22 protein-coding genes are annotated in these 23,031 nt (G+C 39.5%); 19 read left to right on the forward strand and 3 right to left on the reverse strand.

Going from position 1 to position 23,031, the window contains the following annotated elements; translation table 11 throughout:
• Positions 1–52: 52 nt before the first annotated feature.
• Positions 53–820 carry an alpha/beta fold hydrolase gene (locus tag HWV02_RS06710; protein ID WP_211689979.1) on the reverse strand — a complete coding sequence of 256 codons (768 nt, stop codon included), beginning with the start codon at positions 818–820 and terminating at the stop codon, positions 53–55.
• Between the two features lie 170 nt (positions 821–990).
• Between HWV02_RS06710 and seqA the strand changes: the two genes are divergently transcribed.
• The 10 genes from seqA (at position 991) to nagZ (ending at position 8,982) form a co-directional block, all read left to right on the forward strand.
• Positions 991–1,605 (forward strand): replication initiation negative regulator SeqA, encoded by a 615-nt coding sequence (gene seqA / locus HWV02_RS06715; RefSeq protein WP_211689980.1) that lies wholly within the window; start codon positions 991–993, stop codon positions 1,603–1,605.
• Between the two features lie 102 nt (positions 1,606–1,707).
• Positions 1,708–2,727 (forward strand): vitamin B12 ABC transporter permease BtuC, encoded by a 1,020-nt coding sequence (gene btuC / locus HWV02_RS06720; RefSeq protein ID WP_211679034.1) that lies wholly within the window; start codon positions 1,708–1,710, stop codon positions 2,725–2,727.
• 12 nt (positions 2,728–2,739) lie between these two features.
• Complete coding sequence (locus tag HWV02_RS06725; protein ID WP_255547102.1) at positions 2,740–3,555, forward strand: ABC transporter ATP-binding protein; 816 nt, start codon at positions 2,740–2,742, stop codon at positions 3,553–3,555.
• A gap of 30 nt (positions 3,556–3,585) precedes the next feature.
• The gene (locus HWV02_RS06730; RefSeq protein ID WP_211679035.1) at positions 3,586–4,530 is read left to right on the forward strand and encodes a 1-aminocyclopropane-1-carboxylate deaminase/D-cysteine desulfhydrase; all 945 of its coding nucleotides are present in this window, start codon (positions 3,586–3,588) and stop codon (positions 4,528–4,530) included.
• A gap of 132 nt (positions 4,531–4,662) precedes the next feature.
• Positions 4,663–5,055, forward strand: coding sequence for a DUF2750 domain-containing protein (locus HWV02_RS06735; protein ID WP_211679036.1), 393 nt, complete (start codon positions 4,663–4,665; stop codon positions 5,053–5,055).
• Between the two features lie 52 nt (positions 5,056–5,107).
• Positions 5,108–5,980 (forward strand): 6-carboxytetrahydropterin synthase, encoded by an 873-nt coding sequence (locus HWV02_RS06740; protein ID WP_211679037.1) that lies wholly within the window; start codon positions 5,108–5,110, stop codon positions 5,978–5,980.
• 226 nt (positions 5,981–6,206) lie between these two features.
• Positions 6,207–6,560, forward strand: a complete 354-nt coding sequence (locus tag HWV02_RS06745; RefSeq protein WP_211689981.1) for an HIT domain-containing protein — start codon at positions 6,207–6,209, stop codon at positions 6,558–6,560.
• 48 nt (positions 6,561–6,608) lie between these two features.
• A complete protein-coding gene (locus HWV02_RS06750) occupies positions 6,609–7,100 on the forward strand; it encodes a penicillin-binding protein activator LpoB (protein ID WP_211679039.1) in 492 nt (163 codons plus the stop codon).
• Positions 7,097–7,981, forward strand: a complete 885-nt coding sequence (locus HWV02_RS06755; protein WP_211679040.1) for a phosphotransferase — start codon at positions 7,097–7,099, stop codon at positions 7,979–7,981. The genes HWV02_RS06750 and HWV02_RS06755 overlap by 4 nt, the downstream gene beginning before the upstream one ends.
• Positions 7,969–8,982, forward strand: coding sequence for a beta-N-acetylhexosaminidase (nagZ, locus tag HWV02_RS06760; protein WP_211679041.1), 1,014 nt, complete (start codon positions 7,969–7,971; stop codon positions 8,980–8,982). The genes HWV02_RS06755 and nagZ overlap by 13 nt, the downstream gene beginning before the upstream one ends.
• Before the next feature lie 31 nt (positions 8,983–9,013).
• On the opposite strand, the gene HWV02_RS06765 is transcribed toward nagZ, so the two are convergent.
• Positions 9,014–10,846 carry a response regulator gene (locus HWV02_RS06765; RefSeq protein WP_211689982.1) on the reverse strand — a complete coding sequence of 611 codons (1,833 nt, stop codon included), beginning with the start codon at positions 10,844–10,846 and terminating at the stop codon, positions 9,014–9,016.
• On the reverse strand, positions 10,843–11,742 hold the full coding sequence (locus HWV02_RS06770) for a PhnD/SsuA/transferrin family substrate-binding protein (RefSeq protein WP_255550605.1): 900 nt from the start codon (positions 11,740–11,742) through the stop codon (positions 10,843–10,845). Before HWV02_RS06770 ends, HWV02_RS06765 begins: the two co-directional genes overlap by 4 nt.
• Positions 11,743–12,197: 455 nt before the next feature.
• On the opposite strand from HWV02_RS06770, the gene fabB reads away from it, so the two are divergent.
• The 9 genes from fabB to HWV02_RS06815 all read left to right on the forward strand — a co-directional run bounded on the left by fabB (position 12,198) and on the right by HWV02_RS06815 (position 23,010).
• Positions 12,198–13,415 (forward strand): beta-ketoacyl-ACP synthase I, encoded by a 1,218-nt coding sequence (gene fabB / locus HWV02_RS06775; RefSeq protein ID WP_211674643.1) that lies wholly within the window; start codon positions 12,198–12,200, stop codon positions 13,413–13,415.
• Between the two features lie 161 nt (positions 13,416–13,576).
• Entirely contained in the window at positions 13,577–14,695 is a 1,119-nt protein-coding gene (locus HWV02_RS06780; protein WP_211679043.1) for a 4-phosphoerythronate dehydrogenase, read from the forward strand.
• Positions 14,696–14,712: 17 nt separating this feature from the next.
• Positions 14,713–15,729 (forward strand): aspartate-semialdehyde dehydrogenase, encoded by a 1,017-nt coding sequence (locus HWV02_RS06785; RefSeq protein ID WP_211674645.1) that lies wholly within the window; start codon positions 14,713–14,715, stop codon positions 15,727–15,729.
• A 253-nt stretch (positions 15,730–15,982) separates the two neighbouring features.
• Positions 15,983–18,172, forward strand: coding sequence for a FimV/HubP family polar landmark protein (locus HWV02_RS06790; RefSeq protein WP_211679044.1), 2,190 nt, complete (start codon positions 15,983–15,985; stop codon positions 18,170–18,172).
• Between the two features lie 183 nt (positions 18,173–18,355).
• Positions 18,356–19,147, forward strand: coding sequence for a tRNA pseudouridine(38-40) synthase TruA (truA, locus tag HWV02_RS06795; RefSeq protein ID WP_211679045.1), 792 nt, complete (start codon positions 18,356–18,358; stop codon positions 19,145–19,147).
• 347 nt (positions 19,148–19,494) lie between these two features.
• The gene (accD, locus tag HWV02_RS06800; RefSeq protein ID WP_211689983.1) at positions 19,495–20,451 is read left to right on the forward strand and encodes an acetyl-CoA carboxylase, carboxyltransferase subunit beta; all 957 of its coding nucleotides are present in this window, start codon (positions 19,495–19,497) and stop codon (positions 20,449–20,451) included.
• Positions 20,452–20,474: 23 nt separating this feature from the next.
• Positions 20,475–21,800 (forward strand): bifunctional tetrahydrofolate synthase/dihydrofolate synthase, encoded by a 1,326-nt coding sequence (gene folC / locus HWV02_RS06805; RefSeq protein WP_211679047.1) that lies wholly within the window; start codon positions 20,475–20,477, stop codon positions 21,798–21,800.
• A 6-nt stretch (positions 21,801–21,806) separates the two neighbouring features.
• Entirely contained in the window at positions 21,807–22,397 is a 591-nt protein-coding gene (locus HWV02_RS06810) for an SPOR domain-containing protein (protein ID WP_211679048.1), read from the forward strand.
• A gap of 103 nt (positions 22,398–22,500) precedes the next feature.
• A complete protein-coding gene (locus HWV02_RS06815) occupies positions 22,501–23,010 on the forward strand; it encodes a CvpA family protein (protein ID WP_211674651.1) in 510 nt (169 codons plus the stop codon).
• Positions 23,011–23,031 lie beyond the last annotated feature (21 nt).

Genomic DNA, 23,031 nt, shown 5'->3' on the forward strand with positions numbered 1-23,031 from the left:
TTCGTAACAGTATCTACTTAGAGTACGAACGTGCAAATATATCACAATGTGTCTAATGACTAAATAAAAAATCGACTATTATTTTGTTAAATATTGTCGGTTTTTCGGCATGTAACCAGTGACCAGTACCTTGTATTAACTTTGCTTTCGCTTGTGGGAAATATTTAGCAATAGCTGCTTTATGCTCATTGGTTATATAGTCAGAATTCATGCCTTTAATGAATAATACTGGTTTATCATACTGTTTATTTACTTCTGGCCAGTCCGAAATAGCATCGTATTGAGATATAATTGTATCTAGCGCGTAGTAAAAATCAAATTTACCTTGCTCATTTTTATACAATCCTTTCAATAAAAACTGCTGAACACCTGCTTCTTCTACATATTCGGCAAGCTTTGATTGTGCTTCACTACGTGTGGTTATATCGCTAAGTGGAATGTTTTTTAATCCAGCAAAGACATTATCATGTCGAGGGGGGTAATTCACTGGTGCTATATCGGCTACCGCTAAACTGGTTACGCGGGTAGGAAAATTAAGCGCTGTTCGCATGGCAATCTTACCACCCATTGAATGACCGACTAGATGTGCTTGTTCGATCGTCAAATGATCCATGAGATGAATAATATCATTTGCCATATCATCATAATGCATACTATGATGACGCATAGATAAACCATGGTTTCGAACATCAACCGCGATCACTTGATGATCCGTTTTTAATTGTTTAATTAGCATGCCCAAGTTTGTTGCACTGCCAAATAAGCCATGGATAACGATAACAGGATCACCCTGACCGTATATTTTGTGATTAAGTAACATATATTTCTCCGTAATTGTGGCTGATTCTACCGCAATAATTACGTCATTGTCGTGTATGAATCGTTGATAAATGCATCACAGAGGTAATATTTTTTCTATAAGCATAGAGAGAAATCTATTCACAAGGTATAATTAAACCAAATTTATAAGCAAGGATTTACTAGTTAAATATGAAGACGATTGAGCTTGAAGACGACCTATATCGTTATATTGCTAGTCAAACGAAAGATATTGGCGAAAGTGCATCAGATATTTTACGTCGCTTACTTGGTGTACCTGATAGTGACTGTGCAGATTTAACAAATGTTGAAGTATTGCCACAGCCTGTAGAGAACATCAACAGTGAGACTAAGCAAACGGTAACTAATTCACCGGCAGTAGTAGCGCCGACACCTGTATCTACACCGATTGTTGTAGAGCCTGAGATTGTCAGCCATTCTACGCTGCCAGCCAGTATCGCTAAGCTTATTAAAAATAAGAAATTTAAAGAAACGACGGTTTCGGTGACTAAGTTTATACAGATATTATCTGTCTTGTATGCAGAAAACCCGAAAGAGTTTGATAGTGCGACTGATATTAAAGGCCGTAAACGTATTTACTTTGCAAAATCGGAAAGTGAATTGTTAAGTGCTGGTAGTACGACCAAACCTCGTCATATTGAGAATACGCCATATTGGGTTATTACTAACACTAATACAGGTCGTAAACGTAATATCATTACACAACTCATGGCTGAAATGGGTTATCCCCATGCGCTGATTGATGCTGTAAGTCAATCAATCTAATTCGCAGCCTCCTGACAGGGTATCTAAAATGTGCTTAAGCTTAACGCTGACATTATTTGAGATACCTTGTCTATTTTATCCTTCTATATCCTTTCTTAAATTATGATCGACCTGCTTAAGTTACAGCGTGCAAGTACACTAAAAAGTCGAAGCACTCTGATATTTTTATCTATTTGTCTTGTTGCCGTTATTTTAATTTCGCTTGTCTCAGGCCGTTTCAGTATTGGTGTTGATGATATTTTTAATGGTTTATCATCTTTACAGCAACAAGTGTTATTTGACCTACGTTTACCACGTATTGTGACTGCAATTTTAGTTGGCGCTGCGTTAGCTGTTGCCGGTTGTATCTTGCAAGTGTTACTCGCTAATTCGTTAGCAGAGCCTGGTGTTATCGGCATTTCATCGTTTGCCAGTTTGTTTGCTGTGTTATCGATTGTCTTTCTTGAGACTTTGTTTCCACAGTGGGCGGGATTACAGCATTATATTTTACCATTATCGGCTTTTATCGGGGCAAGCTTAGTCACGTATTTACTTTATCGAGTGACAAAGAATAACTTACCCACCACCAAGATCTTATTACTTGGCGTTGCGATCGGTATCTTTTCTGGCGCGATTATGACTTGGCTGTTGTATTTTTCTGATGACGGCAGTATGCGACAAATGCTGTACTGGATGATGGGAAATTTAGCGTATGGATCCGAACTTATTTATATTGCCGTTATTCCTTTGAGTTTGAGTTTTTTGTGGATCATGTGCCGTATTGATGCGCTGAACCTTTTACAGTTTGGTGAACAGGGGGCATTTCAATCGGGTATTGATGTCCCTAAATTACGTATTCAGCTTATTTTATGTGTGGCAGTACTCACTGGCGTGTCGGTATCGATGGCGGGCGTAATTAGCTTTATTGGGTTAGTGATTCCGCATATTTTACGGATATTAGTGACGAGCCAATTACGCTTTCTTGTACCTGCTTCAGCCTTGTTGGGCGCGATCTTTTTATTACTTGCGGATTTAATTGCGCGTAGTGTGTTTGCAACCGCGGAGTTACCTGTAGGGGCGATCACGGCAAGCTTAGGCGCTCCTTTTTTCATCTATTTACTATTGCGCAAGCAAGTAGCATAACAACAAAGCACTATGGATAAATTAAAAAATACGATGGGGACATCTACAATATTAACGCTAACCAATGTTAACTATCAGCAGCGATTACATGATATGAATGTATCGATAGATAAAGGGAGTTGTTTGTTTTTATTAGGGCCTAATGGCAGTGGTAAAAGTACATTACTTTCCATTTTAGCAGGTCATGAACAGGCATGCGAAGGCGCTTACTTATTAGCTGAACGTCCTATTTCGTCTTATCCTATTGCTGAGTTGGCTCGCCAGCGCGCCTGGTTACCGCAAGTATCTCCGCCACCTTTTGCCATTCCGGTTTATCAGTTTATTGCTTTGGGTTTACATCCTCTGGGTATTAGCCTTGAAGATGAACAAGCTTGTCGGGTGATAAATCAATTATTATCCCGATTAGATATAGCTAAGTTAGTTGAGCGTAATTGCGATCAACTGTCGGGTGGTGAATGGCAGCGTGTGCTTATTGCCCGTACATTAGTACAAGTATCACCGCTATTAAATCAGCAATCGATTTTATGTTTATTGGATGAACCATTAACAGGGCTTGATTTAAAGCATCAAATTGAAGTGTTACAGATGTTAAAAGAATTTTCAGAGCAAGGTATTACGATTATTGCATCTATCCATGATCTTAATCTCGCTCTTAATCATGCTTCTGAAGTACTGCTATTAAATGCTGGCACCCTTGTTGGGCAGGGCTCTGCGAGTAAAGTGTTAACCGTAGATTCGATTAAACAAGTCTACGATGTTGATACCGAGATGCTGGCTGTTAATGGTCGCCAATTTATTGTTTCAGCAGCACTGCCTGCGTCTGTTTAACTCTTGTATCTTGTAAACTAGGACACCACTTTGGAATTACGTAATACACCTGTCGATGACATCGAATTTTTAGGTCATCACGTTTACGTTAAACGCGATGATTTATTAGATGTGGCTTTTAGTGGTAATAAAGCACGCAAGTTTTACCATTTTTTGCAACAAGATTTATCATTGGTTGATATCTTAATTGGCCACGGTTCTGCGCAAGCTAATTCGTTATATTCTTTGTCCGTATTAGCCAAATTAAAGCAATGTCAGTTGCACTATTATGTTGATCACCTGCCTCAGTATTTGATTGATAATCCGCAAGGTAATTATCGTGCAGCCTTAGCACAGGGCGCTAAGGTTATCGTTGCTGACTCGAATAGTCTGTCTGTTATTGAGCATATACAGCAACAAGTGCTACCGGCTTTAAAAACACAAGGTCAGAGCGTTGTTTTTATTCCTGAAGGTGGTCGCTGTCAATATGCGGAAACAGGATTAAAAATACTAGCAGATGAGATTATTGAGTGGGCTAAATTAAATTCGTATGCTGATATTCGTGTGGTTTTGCCTTCTGGTACTGGTACTACGGCGTTATTTTTGCAAAAACATTTGCCCTTTGAAGTACAAACTTGCGCTTGTGTTGGCGGTGATGATTATTTACAGCAGCAATTTTTTGAATTGTGTGCCGATGAATCATTACACCCAACGATTATCTCTGCAGATAAAAAGTATCATTTTGGCAAACTTTATCTGCCTTTTTATCGTATTTGGTCCGAGCTAAAGCAAATCACTCATATTGAATTTGATTTACTTTATGATCCCCTGGCTTGGTTATGTTTGCAGCGTGAATTCATCGAAGACAATGCGAATACCGAGGCGCGACTTGAAAGTGCTGATAAACGCCCCATTCTTTATATACATCAAGGCGGATTGCAGGGCAATGAAACCATGATACCGCGTTATTTGCGCAAGCTGGAATTCGCTAAATAAAATTACCTCTGTTTAACTTTACTATTATTGGTATTTATTATTGGTATTTATTATTGTGCAGCGTACAATCCGCTGCTGCTTTATTATAAACATTATTTGAAACTGCCGATGGCGGTTTCTTGAGAGAAGATTATGACATTTAAAATTCATGACAAGCAAACTGCTGAAGCAGTTGAAAAATCACCTGAAGCGCGTTTCAACTATTTCGTTTTTCGTGCCGTTAAGTCTGAAGAAGTGTGGACATTAGCAGATGCTAACGGTTTTGTTGTTAGCGAATCGGAAGGCGAACGAAGCATCCCTGTTTGGCCACATGCCGAGTTTGCAAGTGAATGGATCCAAGGCGATTGGTCTGAGTGTCAGCCGCTTAAAATTGAGATGGGTGCTTGGCGTAACAACTGGTTACCAGGTCTTGCTGCTGATGGCGTGGTTATCTCAGTATTTCCAAAAGCAGGTCAAGATGTAGTTGTTGTTGATAGTGAAGAGCTGATTGCTTCATTTAAAGATGAATACGACGCACAAAAATAGCGATAATCAATAATATAAATACTTATTTAGTTACCATAAAGGACAAATTTAGATGAAATTATTCGTCAAAGATCTTACTGTTATTGATTCTTCAGTATTGGATTATTCACGTGGCATTATTGGCCAAAGCTGGCTAGTGGATATCGTTCTGCATGGTGACTTAAATGAACAGAGTATGATCCTCGATTTTGGTATTGTGAAAAAATTGATTAAATCGACTGTTGATGAACTGGTTGATCATAAATTGATCGTACCTGCTCATGCTAAATTTTGTGATGTAATGAGCGATGGTGCATTTACGTACGTTGATGCATGGCGTGAACATAGTGAGTCAATTCATTTAGCATGCCCTGATCAAGCATTTGCATTGATTCCAGCAGAACAAATTACGCTAGCGAATTTAGAGACGTATTTAACTGAGCAGCTCATGCTACGTTTACCAAATAACGTGAAAAAGTTAGACGTTAAATTACGTGAAGAAAAAATTGATGGTGCAGAATACTGCTACAGCCATGGTTTACGTAAACACCTTGGTAACTGTCAGCGTATTGCACATGGTCACCGCTCTACAATTGAGATCTTACGTAATGATGAACCTGATCCTGCGCTTGAAGCGAGTTGGGCTGAACGTTGGAAAGATATCTATCTGGCGGAGCATTGCGATATGGTGTCGGCATCAGAGCTATCACTTTCAAGTGCGGGGATGGCGGCTTTAACGCCCGAGCATTACTGCTTTAAATATCAAGCGCCTCAAGGTGAGTTCCAACTTGCGATTAATAAATCAATTGTTGAAATTATGCCAACAGAAACGACAGTTGAAAATATTGCCCAGTATATTGCTGATACTTTAGCAAAAGATTGCAGTGATTCTCTCACTGTATTTGCTTATGAAGGTGTCGGTAAAGGTGCCATTGCTTCAGCTTAATCGGCATTAGCAATTTATAATTTCTAAATTAAAGCCCATTACAAACTACACTAAGGTGTAGGGTGTGATGGGCTTTTTTGTCGCTGCTATCTCGCGTTGAGGTCTGTTTTGGTATTGATTATTAAGTCGTTTGGGTATAGATCATGAACTATTACTGATAGTGAGTGTATTTATCGTTTTTTTCACATAGTATTGAATAACTTAATTTTGTAATGGAGCGAAAGAAATGGCGGAAGAAACGATTTTTCGTAAGATCATCGATAAAGAGATCCCTGCGGACATTTTGTATCAAGATGAATTAGTGACTGCATTTCGTGATATTAGTCCAAAAGCATCAACACATGTGCTTATCATCCCAAATAAACTGATCCCGACGACTAATGATGTATGTGAAGAAGATGAATTAGCATTAGGGCGTCTCTTTATTGTGGCGAGAAAAATTGCGGAACAAGAGGGGATTGCTGAAAATGGCTACCGTCTAATCGTTAACTGTAATAAACATGGTAGACAGGAAGTGTATCATTTACATATGCATCTTGTTGGAGGTGAACAATTGGGGGCGATGGTAACAACAAACTAGTTGTTATTCTCATCTCATAATTATCAATAGCTTTGGGGGGAGTGTTAAATGAAATGGATACTCACACTGGTTTATATATTGAGTGCGTTAGTTGTCAGTGGTTGTGCCTCACAAGCGTACAATGACAGACAAGTTATGGCGGCTCCTCTTGAAGTCATTATTGAACACCCTTTAATAACGGAAGTGCGCACGTTAAGCGGGAAACTATTACAGCAGCCCTATTTTGTTCAAGGTAGTTTTAAGCATGGGCAGCTATTATATATTACGCTTCCCAATACGACGGTAACCTTGCCTGTTACGCATAATGAATTACAACGTGCTAGCGCCGAAACATGCTCAAAACCTGATTGGTTTGATATACAAATTTTAACAGAGCAAGTATCACAGTATCACTCAGACCGGACTTATTCCGGTTATTCGCTAGTCATTTATATTTCTCAGGCTGAGAATACTAGTGATAAATATAAATTAAGTATTGAATTGATCAATAACCGTTTTAATACGGTTGAAGCCCAAGTGAGTAGCACCGTCTTTTTATGATAATTATCCCTGAGTTTGTTGTTCGTTTTAGCCCGGAGTCATTTTCTTTGCAACCTGTTGTGGGAGGTTTAAGTAACCATAATTACCGTTTGGATTTTCAACTATATGGTTTGCGTCATCGCTATTTTGTAAGACAATTTTCAGCGACTTACAATGACATGGATAATAATGTCGAGCACGAGTGTGCTGCGCAAATACAGGCCGCTGCTATTGGTTTGTCGCCAAATATTATTGCTCAATATGAGCAAGGCATCATTTGTGATTGGATCACGGGTAAACACTGGGATCTCGACGAACAAGCTCGCGATGAAAATATTGATCAAATAGCACAATTAACGGCCACGCTTCATCAACAGCCTTTACCTGCACATCACCTTAATATGGTTGAGCGGCTTCAGCATTATTATCAAACACTAAAGTCCGAATTTAAAACCGTGAGACTCGATCAGCAACTCGCACTTGTGATACATTTAATTGAACATCAGTTACCTTCAAATAGACAGGGGTTTTGTCATCACGATATGAATCCATTGAATTTTATGGTGGATGAACAAGCTAAGTTGTATTTACTGGATTGGGAATTTGCAGCCGCGGGTCATTGTGATTTTGATATTACGACATTATTTCAGACATTCGCTTGGGAGCATTCACAGCAGGTGTTGTTTTTAACGTATTACAATCATTATTACCCTGAAGCGAACGTGACATTAGAGCAATTAGCGGTAATGGCTGTTGTGGTCGAAATGATGACTTTATTGTGGTGTATCGTTATGTACCAGCAAGATAAAGATGTCACCTATTTAACCCTATGGCAGCAATCTGAACGTGCTATAGCCGATAAAATTAACAGATTGAATAAGGAATTGTTGTGGGACCAGTAGTAGTAGATGTTGATGGTTATGAATTAACGGCTGAAGATAAAGAGATCTTAGCGCACCCATTAACCGGTGGTTTGATCTTGTTTAGCCGTAATTATGGTGACCATGCTCAGTTAAATGCATTAATTAAATCAATTCGTAAAGCTGCTCACTCACAAATAGTGATAGCGGTTGATCATGAAGGTGGTCGTGTTCAACGTTTTCGTGAGCAGTTTACACGTATACCTGCAATGGGTAAAATTGCGGCGTTATATGCTGATGATCGTGAAACAGCGAAACAGTTCACCCAACAATGTGGCTGGATGTTAGCGGCAGAGTTATTGGCATTTGATATAGATTTAAGCTTTGCTCCGGTACTGGATTTAGAGCGCGGTAGTCAAGTTATTGGTGACCGTTCATTCCATGCGGATCCAAGCTGGGTAACCGATCTTTCGACGCAATTGTGCGTTGGTATGCACCAAGCTGGTATGAAAACGACAGGTAAACACTTTCCAGGACATGGCAGTGTGTTAGCTGATTCACATATTGCATTACCGATTGATGAACGCAGCTTAGCCGACATCAGCGCAACGGATTTATTGCCATTTAAATCCCTTATTGCTAATGCGCAACTTGATGCCATTATGCCTGCACATGTTATTTATCAGCAAGTTGATTCTAAAGCGGCTGGTTTCTCTCAATACTGGCTACAAACGATATTAAGAAAAGAGTTAGGCTTTAAAGGCGCTATTTTCTCTGATGACTTATCGATGCATGGCGCCAGTGTTGCGGGTAATTATTTAGAACGAGCAGAGCAGGCTATATGGGCAGGGTGTAACTTATTACTTGCGTGTAATGATCGCACTGGTGTAGAAACGTTATTAGATGGCTTGGATAATAATTTAACAACCGATGATTTTAACCTTAAGCATACGAGCAATTTTACATTACCGGAGCTTAAAAATAGCCGCTTATGGCAAGATACGGCAGCGTCGGTAGCCAAGTTTAATCAGCAATTTAGTTAATAAATGTCATTGGTTAGATTGCCGCTAATATTCAATTTAACCAATGTCGGACTTTTTTTATTAACTGGTCTTCTCGCGCAGGTTTCATCAAAAAATCATTCATACCGACTGCAAGGGTATTTTCTCGGTCCTCGGTCGTTGCGTTTGCAGTCATTGCTATAATCGGTGTGTTTGTATTTATATTAGAGGCTTGGCGTATACCTTTTGTTGCGTCAAACCCATCCATTTCGGGCATTTGTAAGTCCATTAATATTAACTCATAGCGTTGTTTCTCGCAGGCTTTAATTGCAACTAGGCCATTATTTGCGACATCCACAGTATAACCCGCACGTTGTAAAATCGTCTTGGTAATGAATTGGTTTGCCTTATTGTCCTCAACGAGAAGCAAGTGAGCAGGGGTGTCTTTTGTGACGACTGGTGCTTGAGGCATAGGTTGTTCAGTGACTGGCGCCTCCGTATTTTCTAGCTTTAATTTAATGATGAATTCACTGCCTTGATTTAATTGGCTGGTGACTGTAATGCTTCCTTTCATTAGCGTAATGAGTTGTTTTGAGATAGCAAGCCCTAAGCCCGAACCTCCATATTCACGTGAAAAAGAGCTATCAGATTGTACGAAATCATCAAAAATATGCTTTAGTTGATGCTCTGAGATACCAATTCCATTATCTTTGACTGTGAAACAAAGCTGTGTGTGGTTAGCCTGTTGTATTGCTTCCATCATCACATCGACTTGGCCTTGTTGCGTGAACTTAATCGCATTATTGGTTAAGTTAATGAGTACTTGGGCTAGCCTATTATCATCACCGAGTACCCATAACGGCGTTTCCGTATTACAGGTATGATTGAGTGTGATCTCTTTCTTTTGTGCTAATGGTTCAAGAACACTTGTTACATTTTGTAATATCTCTTGAAGATTAAAAGCGCGATGCTCAAGCTGTAGCTTTCCTGCTTCGATTTTTGACATATCGAGGATGTTGTTTAATAAGCCAAGTAATATATTGGCAGATTTTAGGCTAGTATCGATAAAGTGTTGTTGTTCTGCACTCATTTCACTCTTATTTAATAACGACAATGCGCCTAAAATGGCGTGCATTGGGTTTCTTATTTCATGGCTCATGGTGGCGAGAAAGGTTGATTTTGTCGTGTTAGCGTTAATGGCTTGTTCTTTTGCTATTTGTAACTGCTGTTCACGTTGTGTTTGCTTATGAGTAAACTCCTGAATAAGGTCGACAGACTCATTTAAACGGTCTAACTCATTCGTTGATACTAGCGTGATCTGTTCACCCGTGTGATGAAATTGAGATAATTGTAATAATCGGTTGTTAATGTTTGATATTGGTTTTAATACTGAAGAATGCAGTAATAGCGAAATCGTTAGTGCTAAACATAATAATATTAACGCAATGAGTAGACGTATTAAGTTCACGTGCTCTGTTATATCTTGTTGTAAACTAGCGGTACTGACAGCTATTTTCATATAGCCAAACGTTTCACCGCCAAAAGAAACTGGCTGCTGAAATACTTGGTGTTGTAAGCTTGCTTCTGGTGGTAACGTTCCCCAAGTGACCAATACTGTATGCAACTCATTATAAATGGCAAAGAATTCCACATCAGGGTAGTTTGATGATATCTGTAGCATGATAGTTTCAAGTAGCGGGATATCTTCTGTGATCAGACTATCAATGGTTGTTGCGGATAAAATATTGAATGTTTGTTGTATCTGTGAGGTTAGATTATTGGTGAGATAGTTGTATTCAAAACGCCTAGCTAGTTCTCCAGCTGCCAAACTTGTGATGAGGGTTATGCACAAGGTAGCGATTAGGATCTTGAACCAGAGTGGTAAATGCTTAATCAGTAGGGTCATTTAACTGAACTTTTATCAAAAAAACGCGTATCTTTCATTGATTGACGAATAATGTCATAGTCACTGTCATCACCGGGTAAAAACCCATTTTGACTAAATGAATTTTTATATAATGCGTTTGACTCATCACTGGCGATTAACAATGCCGATAAAGCTTGTGCTATGTCATCATTTAATCCTGCTTTTGCCACCCAAGGTTTAGTTACATTCGGAAATCGTGCTATTTCACGTAATAATACGCCTTTACTGCGCAGTTTTTTAAATGTGCCTTCTTTTAATGCGCCTGCATCATACCGCCCAGCCGCAACCGACGCTCCAACAGCATCATGTCTATCTAAGTAGTCAAATTTGGCCAAGTCTGTCGCGTATATATGATGGTCTGCAAGGAAACTTTGTGAAAGATAACGACCAATTGTGGACTGCTCGGACCCAAATGCAAATCGTTTACCGACTAATTGCTCCGGCTTTGTTATTGGACTATCTGTTTGAACGGCAATAATGCCATAGAATAGCTTTTTTCCTTTTTTGGCTTCGATGGCAAGTAGTTGTAAATTGGCATTGGCATTTTTAGCGGTTATATATGACGCTGGACCTAAGCGAGAAAAATCAACTTTGCCAGTGGTAAGTGCATGTACACCATCATTATAGTTACTGGAAATGTGCATTTTTATATGGACTGGTTGTTTTAACTTATGTGTCATTTGCGCTTCGAGAGTATTAATAAAAGGGCGGAATTTACTGACCATAGTTGTCGGTTTATCCGAGGTATATAGACCAAAGATCAGATTGATTTCAGCTCGGCAGGAAAAACTCAATAACATGATAAGAAAGAATATTAGTGAGTGAACAAATATGGATGAAACACCTTGTAAATTAACACATGGTGGCTTTGTCATATCCTATTCCTTAGACATAATCTATTAAATTGATGTTATAGATGTCACAAAAGTGATGAGAAAAAATGATTACTATCAATGATTGTTTACACTGACTTAAATTGCCAACTTTGTATTTAATCCGAACAGCAGTGCGACGGTCATGGTTGTTTTAGCAGCAAAAGTAACAACAATCGCAGATGATTTGATCCCAAGCAATTTTTAGGCGGTGACAATCTTAGATAGCAATGGGATACTGGATGTTAACGCTTTACTATAATGAAAGTAGATAGGACTGAGGCTCTAACTGGGCGTCTAGCAGATTAAGGCTGATTTTTTTTTAATATAAAAAGAATGAGTCTATAGGCTCAAAATTAATAAAACGGTCATAATTTTATCTGATTATAGGGAAAGCAGACCAGATGACGTTAAAAAATAAGTAAGAATGACGTAATAATTTTATATTAGGGAATATCATGAAAAGAGCGGTTATAACAGGTATCGGTATTGTATCAAGTATCGGTAACAACAAAGCAGAAGTATGTGAGTCACTGAAAGCAGGTAACAGCGGTATTGAATTTGCACCACAATTTGCTGAACAAAACTTACGTAGCCAAGTCTGCGGAACTGTTAATCTTGATCCTAAGGAAATCATTGATCGTAAAGCAATGCGTTTCATGGGTGATGCAGCCGCTTTCAGTTATATTGCAATGCAAGAAGCGATTGATGATTCAGGTTTAACAGAAGAGCAAGTATCTAACGTACGTACTGGCCTTATTGCAGGTTCAGGTGGTGCATCATCTAAGAACGTTGTTGATTCTGTAGATATCGCTCGTAATAAAAGTGTGAAACGTGTCGGTCCATATATGGTGACTCGTACTATGTCGAGCACGATTTCTGCTTGTCTTGCTACACCATTCAAAATTAAAGGCCCAAGCTATTCTATTACTTCTGCATGCGCAACAAGTGCGCATTGTATTGGCCATGCAGTAGAGCAAATCCAACTGGGTAAACAAGACGTTGTATTCGCTGGTGGCGGTGAAGAAATTGATTGGACTTTAGCTTTAGAGTTCGATGCAATGGGCGCATTATCAACTAAGTATAACGAAACTCCACAACAAGCATCTCGTACATATGACGCAAACCGTGATGGTTTCGTTATATCTGGTGGTGGCGGTATGGTTGTTGTTGAAGAACTTGAGCATGCACTTGCTCGTGGCGCAACTATCTATGCAGAAATTACCGGTTACGGTGCAACATCAGATGGCTATGACATGGTAGCACCGTCGGGTGAAGGTGCAGTGCGTTGTATGCAACAAGCGCTAGAAACAGTAGACGGCGAAATTGATTATCTAAATACACACGGTACATCTACACCTGTAGGTGATACAAAAGAACTTGAAGCGATTCAAGCTGTATTTGGTCATAAGTCACCTAAAATAAGTGCAACTAAAGCATTGACTGGTCACGCGTTAGGCGCTGCGGGTGTACATGAAGCCATTTATTCATTAATCATGATGGAAAACAGTTTTATTACAGCAAGTGCTAACATTCAAGACCTTGATGAAAAAGCAGAAGGTCTGGACATCGTTTCTGGTCAAGCTATTGATGCAGAGCTAACTAACGTAATGTCGAATAGCTTTGGTTTCGGTGGTACGAATGCGACACTAGTATTTAGTAAATTTACTAAATAATAGTGTATTAAAGCGCTTAAATAAAAACGTTTAAGTGACGGTTCATTCTCCCTTGATGAAGACAATGTAAGCCCATTTATCAGATTATTGATAAATGGGCTTTTTTTTTATCTTCACAACGCGCAAAATAACCCTAGTCGTATTATTAAGGGAATACTTAAATGAAGATCGTAGTTGATGAAAATATGCCTTATGCAACCGAATTGTTTTCTCAGTTTGGTGAAGTAGTTCCTTTATCTGGCCGTACAATTCAAGCTGAGGATTTACGTGATGTAGATGCCTTGATGGTACGTTCCGTCACGCAAGTGAACAGCGAATTACTTGCTAAAGCCAATAAACTAGCGTTTGTGGGTACAGCAACGATTGGTATCGATCATTTAGACCAAGCATGCTTACAGCAACGAAATATTGAATATACTAATGCGCCTGGTTGTAATGCGGTATCTGTTGGTGATTATGTTTGCAGCGCATTATTAGTGTTAGCTGAACAGCAAAGTTTTGTATTAGCGGATAAAAAAATCGCCGTTATTGGTGTTGGTAATACAGGTTCGCAAACGGTCAGTCGACTAACGGCTCTCGGTGCTCAAGTGATGCTATGCGATCCTCCTCGCGTAGAGAAAGAAGGACTGACAGGGTTTGTTAGCTTAGAACAAGCATTACAAGCGGATATCATTTGCTTACACGTGCCATTAGTGAAAACTGGCCATAATCAAACCAAGCATCTATTAACGGCTGAATTACTGGCGGGTATAGCACCAGACGCGATCCTGATTAATAGCGGTCGTGGCGATGTGATTGATAATCAGGCACTGCTGGAATTAAAACAAGCAGGGCATGCAATGACGCTCGTACTGGATGTATGGGAAAATGAACCAACGCCATTACTTGAGTTGATCCCTTATGTTGCTATTGCTACACCACATATTGCGGGGTACAGCTTAGAAGGTAAAGCGCGTGGTACGGAGATGATTTATCAGGCGTACGCACAGTTCTTAGGCCAGAAAGCAGACCGAAGTATTAGTGATATCTTGCCTGTGCCTGCAGTCAGTCGCATTGATATTAACCAAAGTGCAGATCAAACATTCGCTAAAAATCTGGTTCATTTGGTATACGATGTTCGCCGAGATGATGCTATTTTTAGAAAAAACATAATGAAAACGGGTAGTTTTGATGAAATGCGTAAAAATTACCTAGAAAGAAGAGAATTTTCCTCATTGAGGCTAGTAAATGAGTCTCAATATGCGGTAGAGTCGTTGTATCAACTTGGGTTTGCCAAATAATTTTTTAGGAGTCGTTGATGAGTCAACTATATGATGTTGCAGTACTAGGAGCAACAGGTGCCGTAGGGCAAATGATGTTGGAAATCTTACAGGAACGTAAATTTCCAATCGGTAATATTTATCCATTAGCAAGTAGCCGTAGTGCGGGTGGTAAAATTACCTTCAATAATAAACAAGTTGAAGTATTAGATGTTGATAATTTCGATTGGACACAAGTTCAAATCGGTTTGTTCTCTGCTGGTGGTTCGGTATCAGAAAAATGGGCGCCAATCGCAGCCGATGCGGGTGTCGTTGTTATTGATAACACATCACACTTCCGTTATGACGAAGATATTCCATTAGTTGTACCAGAAGTCAACCCAGAAGCAATTGCGCAATATACAAACCGTGGCATTATCGCGAATCCAAATTGCTCAACAATTCAAATGTTAGTTGCATTAAAACCAATCCATGATGCTGTGGGTATTTCACGTATTAATGTTGCAACATACCAAGCCGTATCGGGCTCTGGTAAAAGCGCAATTGATGAACTAGCTGGTCAAACGGCAAGTTTATTAAATGCACGTGAAGTCGAAACAAAAGTATATCCAAAGCAGATCGCATTTAACGTGATCCCACAGATTGATGTGTTTACTGAAAATGGTTACACCAAAGAAGAAATGAAAATGGTGTGGGAAACACAGAAAATTTTTGGTGATGAGTACATCATGGTTAATCCAACAGCAGTACGCGTACCTGTATTTTATGGTCACTCTGAAGCGATCCATTTAGAAACTCGTACACCAATCAGTGCCGAAGAAGTACGCTCACTCATGCGTCATGCGCCTGGTGTTAAACTGATTGAAAATGAAGAAGACTATCCAACCCCTATTTCTGACTCTGCTGGTCACGATGACGTGTTTGTTGGCCGTATTCGTGAAGATATCTCACACGCAAGTGGGATTAATATGTGGGTTGTAGGCGATAACATCCGTAAGGGTGCTGCAACAAACAGTGTACAAATTGCTGAAGTATTAATTCGCGATTACCTGTAAGGGTAAATTTTAGCCCTTGGCGATGAATTTATTTGAATTGCATATTTAGCACCCAATATTGGGTGCTATTTTTTTATTTGTATTTTATTTTTCTGATTTATATCATAGTTTCAATTCACAAATTTTTTTTATTGAAATTAACCATTAGAATAGTTAAGTAGAAGATACCAGTAAATTCATGTGTATACTGAAATTTTGGATATGTTATATTAATTTTAAGTGTGTTGGTGTTGTTTCATAGTAAGGGTTAACAATGATATCGGGTTTATCGAAGTTAAAATGGATTGTTTTATTTCTGCTGATTCCTATGGCGGGTATTGCTGCGAATTCAAATGGATTTGTTCTTCAATTAAAAGGCCCTGAAGTGTACACGCCTTCTTCGCCTAATAGTTACGGACCAATTGTGAAGGCTGATACGTTATGGTCAGTTGCAACCGCCACGAGGCCAGATAGCCGCTTAAGTTTATACAAAACGATGACCGCCATTTTTGCGCTTAACCCTCATGCATTTTTAGGTGGTGACATCAATAAAATGATTGATGGTAGTTTGCTTAAGATCCCCAGTGCCGCTGAGATACAAGCAACAGACGGTTCAGCCCTAAAAAATGCGCTCACGAAAAAATCAGTTGCTAAAACGAAATCAACCCCACCGGGCAATACTGCTAAACCAAGCACGAAGGTGATTGTCAGCAATAAAATTCAACGTGATAAACTTGCTTTATTACAAGGTGAGCTAACAGAAAGCAATGAACATCTTTTATTATCAAGTGAAACTAATCGACGCCTGAAATTACAGCTCGAAAGTATTCGTATGGAATTAGCGGAACTTAAAGAGCAAATGGCGATTGATAATGCATTGAAAGCGGATTTAAAAGCATTAATCGAACAGCAAAATACACGTATTTCTGAACAGCAAGTTACGATAGATGATGCCAAGAAAAAAGCGGTGATGGAAGCTGAAAGCTATAACAATTGGTGGTTAATTGGTGGTGTCTCTGGTGTGTTTTCATTACTGTTTTTAGTTTGGTTAGGGCTATGGTTAAAAAATAGAAATGATCAGAAGAATAATATTGAAGATAGCGTGATGTTTGATGCGGATAATACCGTTGATGAACTCAGTGATTACCTTAATACTGAAAGCTTTACATCTGATAGTGCGATGTCTACGCCTGAAGAGGTTAAAGCACCCGCAGGAAAGCCTGCTGATAAGATAAGCACATTTGAAGCGGCCAACTTAGAAGTGCCAGATTTTAATTTAGAGCTCGACGCGGAAGATACTGTATTTTTAGATGAACCTAATGATTTGCCAATAGACTCTATTATTACTAAACCTGCAGCGCCTATTATGCCGGAAATTATAGATCAAGCGCCTGTCATACCAGAGTTAAATGATAATGATTTTAGTGATATTGACCTAACATTAGATGACGAAAGTACAAGCTTTGAAAATGATAGTGTGGCACCTGATCTAAGCTGGCGTGAAGAGCTAGACGAACCTAGTTTGATCCCAGACGATCCGAAAAATAATAAAAATACATTGGATGCTGATTTAGCTGAAGTCGATTCAATGTTAGAACAGTTTAAACTCAGTAACTCACAGACTACTGGCGCTCCAGCTTCTGAACCCGTTACAGAATCACCACCAGTAGTAACTGATGAATTTGTGAATATGGACGATATTGACAGTATCTTAGCTGAAGCTGAATTAGAAGCGATAGCGCAAGCGGGTGACGTTGTGCCAAGTAACACATCATCTGTTCCAGATGTGAACCAAGTTGTTGATATGGACGATATTGACAAGCTTTTAGCGGAAGCTGGTTTAGATGATATTGCTCAAGCTGACAATATTGCACCGAAAATAGAAACTCAGCAAGTCGTCGATATGGACGATATCGATAGTCTTTTAGCTGAAGCAGGCGTTGAAGTCAATTTACCAAAAGCCCAAGGTCAGACTGTTGATGAAATGTTAGCTGAACTTGATGTGACTGTGAGTGAAGCCCCTGAAACTATAAAAAAATCTGATAATGCTGATGAGCCGTTAGATGATATTGAAGCTATGTTGGCAGAATTCAGTCCTAATGCATTTAGTGCTGCGCCAAGCGAACAGCCTCCGATTGATGTTGCAGCAGCACAAGCAGAAGAGTTTATTGATATCGATAAATTGTTAAATGAATCATCGCCAGAGCCTGCTAATATCGAAGATGAACCTTATGATAAAGTAAAATTAGATGTAGGCCTTGATGAATACACTAACCGCTTACCTGATAGTAACGCGGTTGATATTGATGATGATAATAACCGCTTTGGTGCGCAATTAGACCTTGCGCGTGCCTATCTTGAAATTGAAGATAAAGATGGTGCTAAATCTATTCTAGAACCATTGACGGGTACCGGTGATGCGGTGCAGCAAGCGGAAGTGAATAAGCTTTTGAGTCGATTATGATTCTTTACTAACAGTTAGTAGTGTAAAACATTAGTGGGATTATTGAACTTTAGCTACTTTCAACTTGTAAGCTGAAGCGGTATAATTGAGCGATATAATTATTGTGTAATAATTAGTAAAGCGGTGGCGAAAGTCACCGCTTTTTGTTTTTTAAATTAATGAAAGTCTAAAGTTGGAAGATAAATGCGAATTGCACTCGGTATAGAATATGACGGTAGTAAATATTACGGCTGGCAGCGACAAATGGACGTGATTAGTGTTCAAGAGAAACTGGAAGATGCATTGTCACGCGTTGCGAATCACCCTGTGAGAGTTCATTGCGCTGGACGTACCGATTCTGGTGTTCATGGTACTGGTCAAGTTGTGCATTTTGATACTGACTCTATCCGTAAAGATGTGGCATGGACGCTGGGTGTCAATGCTAATTTACCTGATGACATAGCAGTTCGTTGGGCGCAGGAAGTTGATGAAGAGTTTCATGCTCGCTTTAGTGCAACAGCAAGACGTTATCGCTATATTATTTATAACAATAATCTACGTCCTGCAATTTTAGGTTCTGGTGTGAGTTATTACCATGGTGATATTGATGCTGAATTAATGCATGAAGCGGCACAGCAATTAGTGGGAGAACATGATTTCACTTCTTTCCGAGCTAAGCATTGCCAAGCCAAAAGTCCCGTTAAGACTATGCTGCATATTAAAGTGATCCGTCAAAATGCGTATATTATTATTGATGTGAAAGCGAATGCATTCTTACACCATATGGTGAGAAACCTAGCCGGTTCATTAATGGAAGTCGGTAAGGGTAATAAGCCCGTTACGTGGATTGGTGAATTATTGGCCGGTAGAGATCGTTCTGTCGCAGCGGCAACAAGTAAAGCTGAAGGTCTGTACATGATTGAAGTGGACTATCCAAGCGAATTTAATATTCCAAGACCTGCAGTCGGGCCATTATTTTTACCTGAAAGCTTTTAATTGTTTGATTTAATGACAATAAAATACTAATTGGTGAAAGGTGACTTATCATTGCTAAGAGCGTGAGGAAGCGATTATAAGCTGTTATTATTTATGTCGCTTTATCATTTTTTATTGATTTCTGACGGTAAGTCACAAGGGTATGACCAGTTTTAGATAAACTTATTGGATAATCTGTGATTTAATTGTGTCACACGATAAATGTGGAGTATTGTTAAGTTCGACAGATATCGACTTAACGCATTAATTTTTGTTAATTGGTTTTGAATTTTTGTATCATTATCGTATTAACAACGCATTTAACATCTTATACTTCAATTAATTAGAACAAATTATAAGTAGGGTTCATGAGCTGGATTGAAAAAATACTACCAAAAAGCAAGAGCGCAACAGCGCGTCGTAATATTCCTGAAGGTGTGTGGACTAAGTGTACCTCTTGTGACCAGGTTTTATATCATGCAGAACTTGAGCGTAATTTAGGCGTTTGTCCTAAGTGTGATCACCACATGCGTGTGAATGCACGTGAACGTCTTAATAAATTACTTGATAAAGATGGCCGCATTGAAATTGGTACAGAATTCGAACCAAGTGATAAATTAAAGTTTCGCGATACCAAAAAATATAAAGATCGTTTATCTAGCGCGCAAAAGAAAACAGGCGAAAAAGATGCGCTAATCGTAGAAAAAGGGACGATTAAAGGTATTCCAGTTGCTGTTTGTGCATTTGAATTCTCATTTATGGGCGGTTCAATGGCTACCGTTGTTGGTGCTCGTTTTGTTGCTGCAATAAATGAGTGTATGGCTGAAAATCGTGCGTTAATTTGTTTTTCTGCAAGTGGCGGTGCGCGTATGCAGGAAGCATTATTCTCATTAATGCAAATGGCGAAGACGAGTGCGGCGTTAGCGAAGCTATCAGCAAAAGGTTTACCTTACATTTCTGTGCTTACAGACCCAACAATGGGTGGTGTGTCTGCAAGTTTGGCTATGCTAGGTGACATTAATGTTGCTGAACCAAAAGCGTTGATTGGTTTTGCTGGACCACGTGTTATTGAGCAAACAGTACGTGAGAAGTTACCTGAAGGTTTCCAACGTAGTGAGTTCTTATTGGAGAAAGGTGCGATCGATATGATTATTGATCGTCGCCAAATGCGTGATAAACTTGCAGGCTTATTAGCGAAGATGATGAACTTGGAAACGTCTGATAACATCGCGACTGCACCAGCAAGTACAGAAGAAACGCCAGTAGTTGTACCTGCAGCGGATGAAATTAAGACTCCAAGTGACGCTCAAAACATTAACGAGTAAACACTAACGAGTAACTATTACCGATGTTGAACAGTATTAATAAAAGCCAGTCTCTCGCAGACTGGCTTTGCTATTTAGAAAGTATTCATCCTGTTAATATTGAAATGGGATTAGGTCGCATAGGACGCGTTGCTGCTGATTTAGCATTAACCACATTTGATGCCAAAGTCATTACCGTTGCAGGTACAAATGGTAAGGGGTCTACCTGCGCATTTTTAGAACGAATTCTACTTGATGCTGGGTACAATGTTGGTGTCACCAGTTCTCCCCATATTCAAGATTACCGAGAGCGTGTTCGCGTTAACGGTGAAATGCTCTGCGCACAAGCGCATGCTGATTCATTTGCCTTTATTGAAGCAGGACGCGGTGATACCACATTAACTTATTTTGAATTTACGACATTATCCGCATTGAAATTATTTCAAGATGCAACATTAGATGTTGTGATCCTTGAAGTTGGATTAGGTGGTCGTTTAGATGCTTCAAATATTGTTTCTGCTGATGTTGCTGTTGTCACTACGATTGATATTGATCATGCTGATTGGCTTGGTACAGATAAAGCCGTTATTGCACGTGAAAAATCGGGTATTTTCCGCGCCAATAAAAAAGCTATTTGTGGTGTGATTAATCCGCCACCTACCATTGCTGAGTATGCTGACGAAGTCGGTGCTGAACTGGTTGCTGTTAATCGAGACTATTATTACACGCAGCATGCTGAAAGTTGGGATTGGCAAGTGAGTTCAACAGAACAACAAGCTAATATTGGCTCTGTGTTTTCTGGCCTGACTATTCCCCAGTTACCTCTGCAAAATGCCGCTACGGCAATTGCCGCAATTCAAGCGTTAGGGTTGGCTGTACCTGAATCTGCCATTCGAAGTGGTGTTGCGAATGCTATGTTACCAGGTCGTATGCAACGATTAGGTACCTCGCCACAACAATTCTTGGATGTTGCACATAATCCTGAGTCAGCGGGTTACCTCGCAACACAACTCGCACGTTTCAAGCAACAGGCTCATTTGCCAGTTAAGATTATTGCTGTTGTTGGCATGCTCAAAGATAAAGATATTGCAGCAAGTTTGGCAGCTTTAACAGATGTTATTGATTGTTGGCACTTAGCTGCATTACAGGGCGAACGCGCTGCACCTTGTCAGCAAATCGAGCAGGGATTAGTGGATGCAATGCAACAGAGTGGGAAAAGCCGTGATAGCCTTAGCCAGCAGCCTATGAGTCATGATACAATAGCGCAAGCTTGGCAATCAGCAAATCAAAGTGCTGATTGTAATGATATTATTATTGGTTTCGGCTCGTTTTTCACGGTAGCGGAAATTATCCAACATATAAGTGGTTAAATAAACGTGGCATCGACATTTCAACATCGTTTAGTCGGCACTATTATTCTAGTGGCGATTGGTATCATATTTTTACCTGACTTACTAGATGGTCAGAAGGTCACGTATCGTGAGAATGCTGCGAGCATTCCCTTGCGCCCTGCGTTAGTTGAACTTGCTGAGCCCGTTAACTTTGATTCATTTGATAATGAAGTGGCGGAATTACTCATTGAACCCGCCCCCACAATTAATTTAACGGCGGCTAAAAAAGCGGAACCAGCAGTATACACACCTAAACCTATCACTAAAGCACCGAAACTTATCCCACTAGCTAAACCTGTCGAAACTACAAAAGTAATACCGCCAGTTGGTAATAGTTGGAATATTCGTTTAGGTACCTTCAAGAATTCAGTCGCAGTTGATGAATTGGTTGAAAAAATTAGAAAAGCAGGCTTTGATGCTTATCGATTACCGCGCCATAAACAGGCCGGCCAGTTAAATCGATTATATGTAGGGCCAAACGTAAATAAAAATGAGCTAAAACGTTTATTGCCAAAATTACAAAAAATCACCGGTTTGAAAGGTGTAATTGAGAAATTTGACCCTCGAGACAAGTAATTAAAAAGCCGACATTTATGTCGGTTTTTTTTGTTTATAACTATTATCAATCTCGTATTTAACTTGCTACAATGACGCGAATTTCAAACGAGTGGAACAAAAAATGGCATGGATTGATTACCTTATCTTAGGTATTGTTGGTTTATCTTCAGTGATAAGTTTAGTGCGTGGTTTTGTCAAGGAAGCGTTCTCTCTTTGCACTTGGTTTTGTGCCTTCTTTATATCTCGCTATTATTATCAAGATATTGCTGCCTACTTAGAAAATTTCGATGCATTTAGTGCTGCATTCAGCGAACAGTTAGTTAAAAATGGCGTTGCGATAGCGCTATTATTTATTTCGACCCTTATGTTAGGGGCTTTGCTAAATTACATACTTGGTCAATTAGTGGATAAAACTGGTTTATCAGGTACGGATAGATTGCTCGGTGTATGCTTTGGTATTGCCCGAGGAGTATTAGTGGTGTGCGTATTACTGTTATTTTTACAGTTATTCACCAGTTTCCCGGAAACGGCTTGGTGGCAGGATTCGCCACTAATAGCTGAGTTAAAACCACTCATTAAATGGTTTTTTGAACATCAAGCTTCTGCATGGGACAACATGCAGGGTTTATGACAAGCGAAACGTTATAAATAG

This window comes from Moritella sp. 28, assembly GCF_018219435.1.
Lineage (GTDB): Bacteria > Pseudomonadota > Gammaproteobacteria > Enterobacterales > Moritellaceae > Moritella.

Excerpts from the sequence above, each read along its gene's own strand:
- HWV02_RS06710 (WP_211689979.1), bottom strand. The coding sequence starts at position 820 with ATGTTACTTAATCACAAAATATACGGTCAGGGTGATCCTGTTATCGTT.
- seqA (WP_211689980.1), top strand. The coding sequence starts at position 991 with ATGAAGACGATTGAGCTTGAAGACGACCTATATCGTTATATTGCTAGT.
- btuC (WP_211679034.1), top strand. The coding sequence starts at position 1,708 with ATGATCGACCTGCTTAAGTTACAGCGTGCAAGTACACTAAAAAGTCGA.
- HWV02_RS06725 (WP_255547102.1), top strand. The coding sequence starts at position 2,740 with ATGGATAAATTAAAAAATACGATGGGGACATCTACAATATTAACGCTA.
- HWV02_RS06735 (WP_211679036.1), top strand. The coding sequence starts at position 4,663 with ATGACATTTAAAATTCATGACAAGCAAACTGCTGAAGCAGTTGAAAAA.
- HWV02_RS06740 (WP_211679037.1), top strand. The coding sequence starts at position 5,108 with ATGAAATTATTCGTCAAAGATCTTACTGTTATTGATTCTTCAGTATTG.
- HWV02_RS06745 (WP_211689981.1), top strand. The coding sequence starts at position 6,207 with ATGGCGGAAGAAACGATTTTTCGTAAGATCATCGATAAAGAGATCCCT.
- HWV02_RS06750 (WP_211679039.1), top strand. The coding sequence starts at position 6,609 with ATGAAATGGATACTCACACTGGTTTATATATTGAGTGCGTTAGTTGTC.
- HWV02_RS06755 (WP_211679040.1), top strand. The coding sequence starts at position 7,097 with ATGATAATTATCCCTGAGTTTGTTGTTCGTTTTAGCCCGGAGTCATTT.
- HWV02_RS06765 (WP_211689982.1), bottom strand. The coding sequence starts at position 10,846 with ATGACCCTACTGATTAAGCATTTACCACTCTGGTTCAAGATCCTAATC.
- HWV02_RS06770 (WP_255550605.1), bottom strand. The coding sequence starts at position 11,742 with ATGACAAAGCCACCATGTGTTAATTTACAAGGTGTTTCATCCATATTT.
- fabB (WP_211674643.1), top strand. The coding sequence starts at position 12,198 with ATGAAAAGAGCGGTTATAACAGGTATCGGTATTGTATCAAGTATCGGT.
- HWV02_RS06780 (WP_211679043.1), top strand. The coding sequence starts at position 13,577 with ATGAAGATCGTAGTTGATGAAAATATGCCTTATGCAACCGAATTGTTT.
- HWV02_RS06785 (WP_211674645.1), top strand. The coding sequence starts at position 14,713 with ATGAGTCAACTATATGATGTTGCAGTACTAGGAGCAACAGGTGCCGTA.
- HWV02_RS06790 (WP_211679044.1), top strand. The coding sequence starts at position 15,983 with ATGATATCGGGTTTATCGAAGTTAAAATGGATTGTTTTATTTCTGCTG.
- truA (WP_211679045.1), top strand. The coding sequence starts at position 18,356 with ATGCGAATTGCACTCGGTATAGAATATGACGGTAGTAAATATTACGGC.
- accD (WP_211689983.1), top strand. The coding sequence starts at position 19,495 with ATGAGCTGGATTGAAAAAATACTACCAAAAAGCAAGAGCGCAACAGCG.
- folC (WP_211679047.1), top strand. The coding sequence starts at position 20,475 with ATGTTGAACAGTATTAATAAAAGCCAGTCTCTCGCAGACTGGCTTTGC.
- HWV02_RS06815 (WP_211674651.1), top strand. The coding sequence starts at position 22,501 with ATGGCATGGATTGATTACCTTATCTTAGGTATTGTTGGTTTATCTTCA.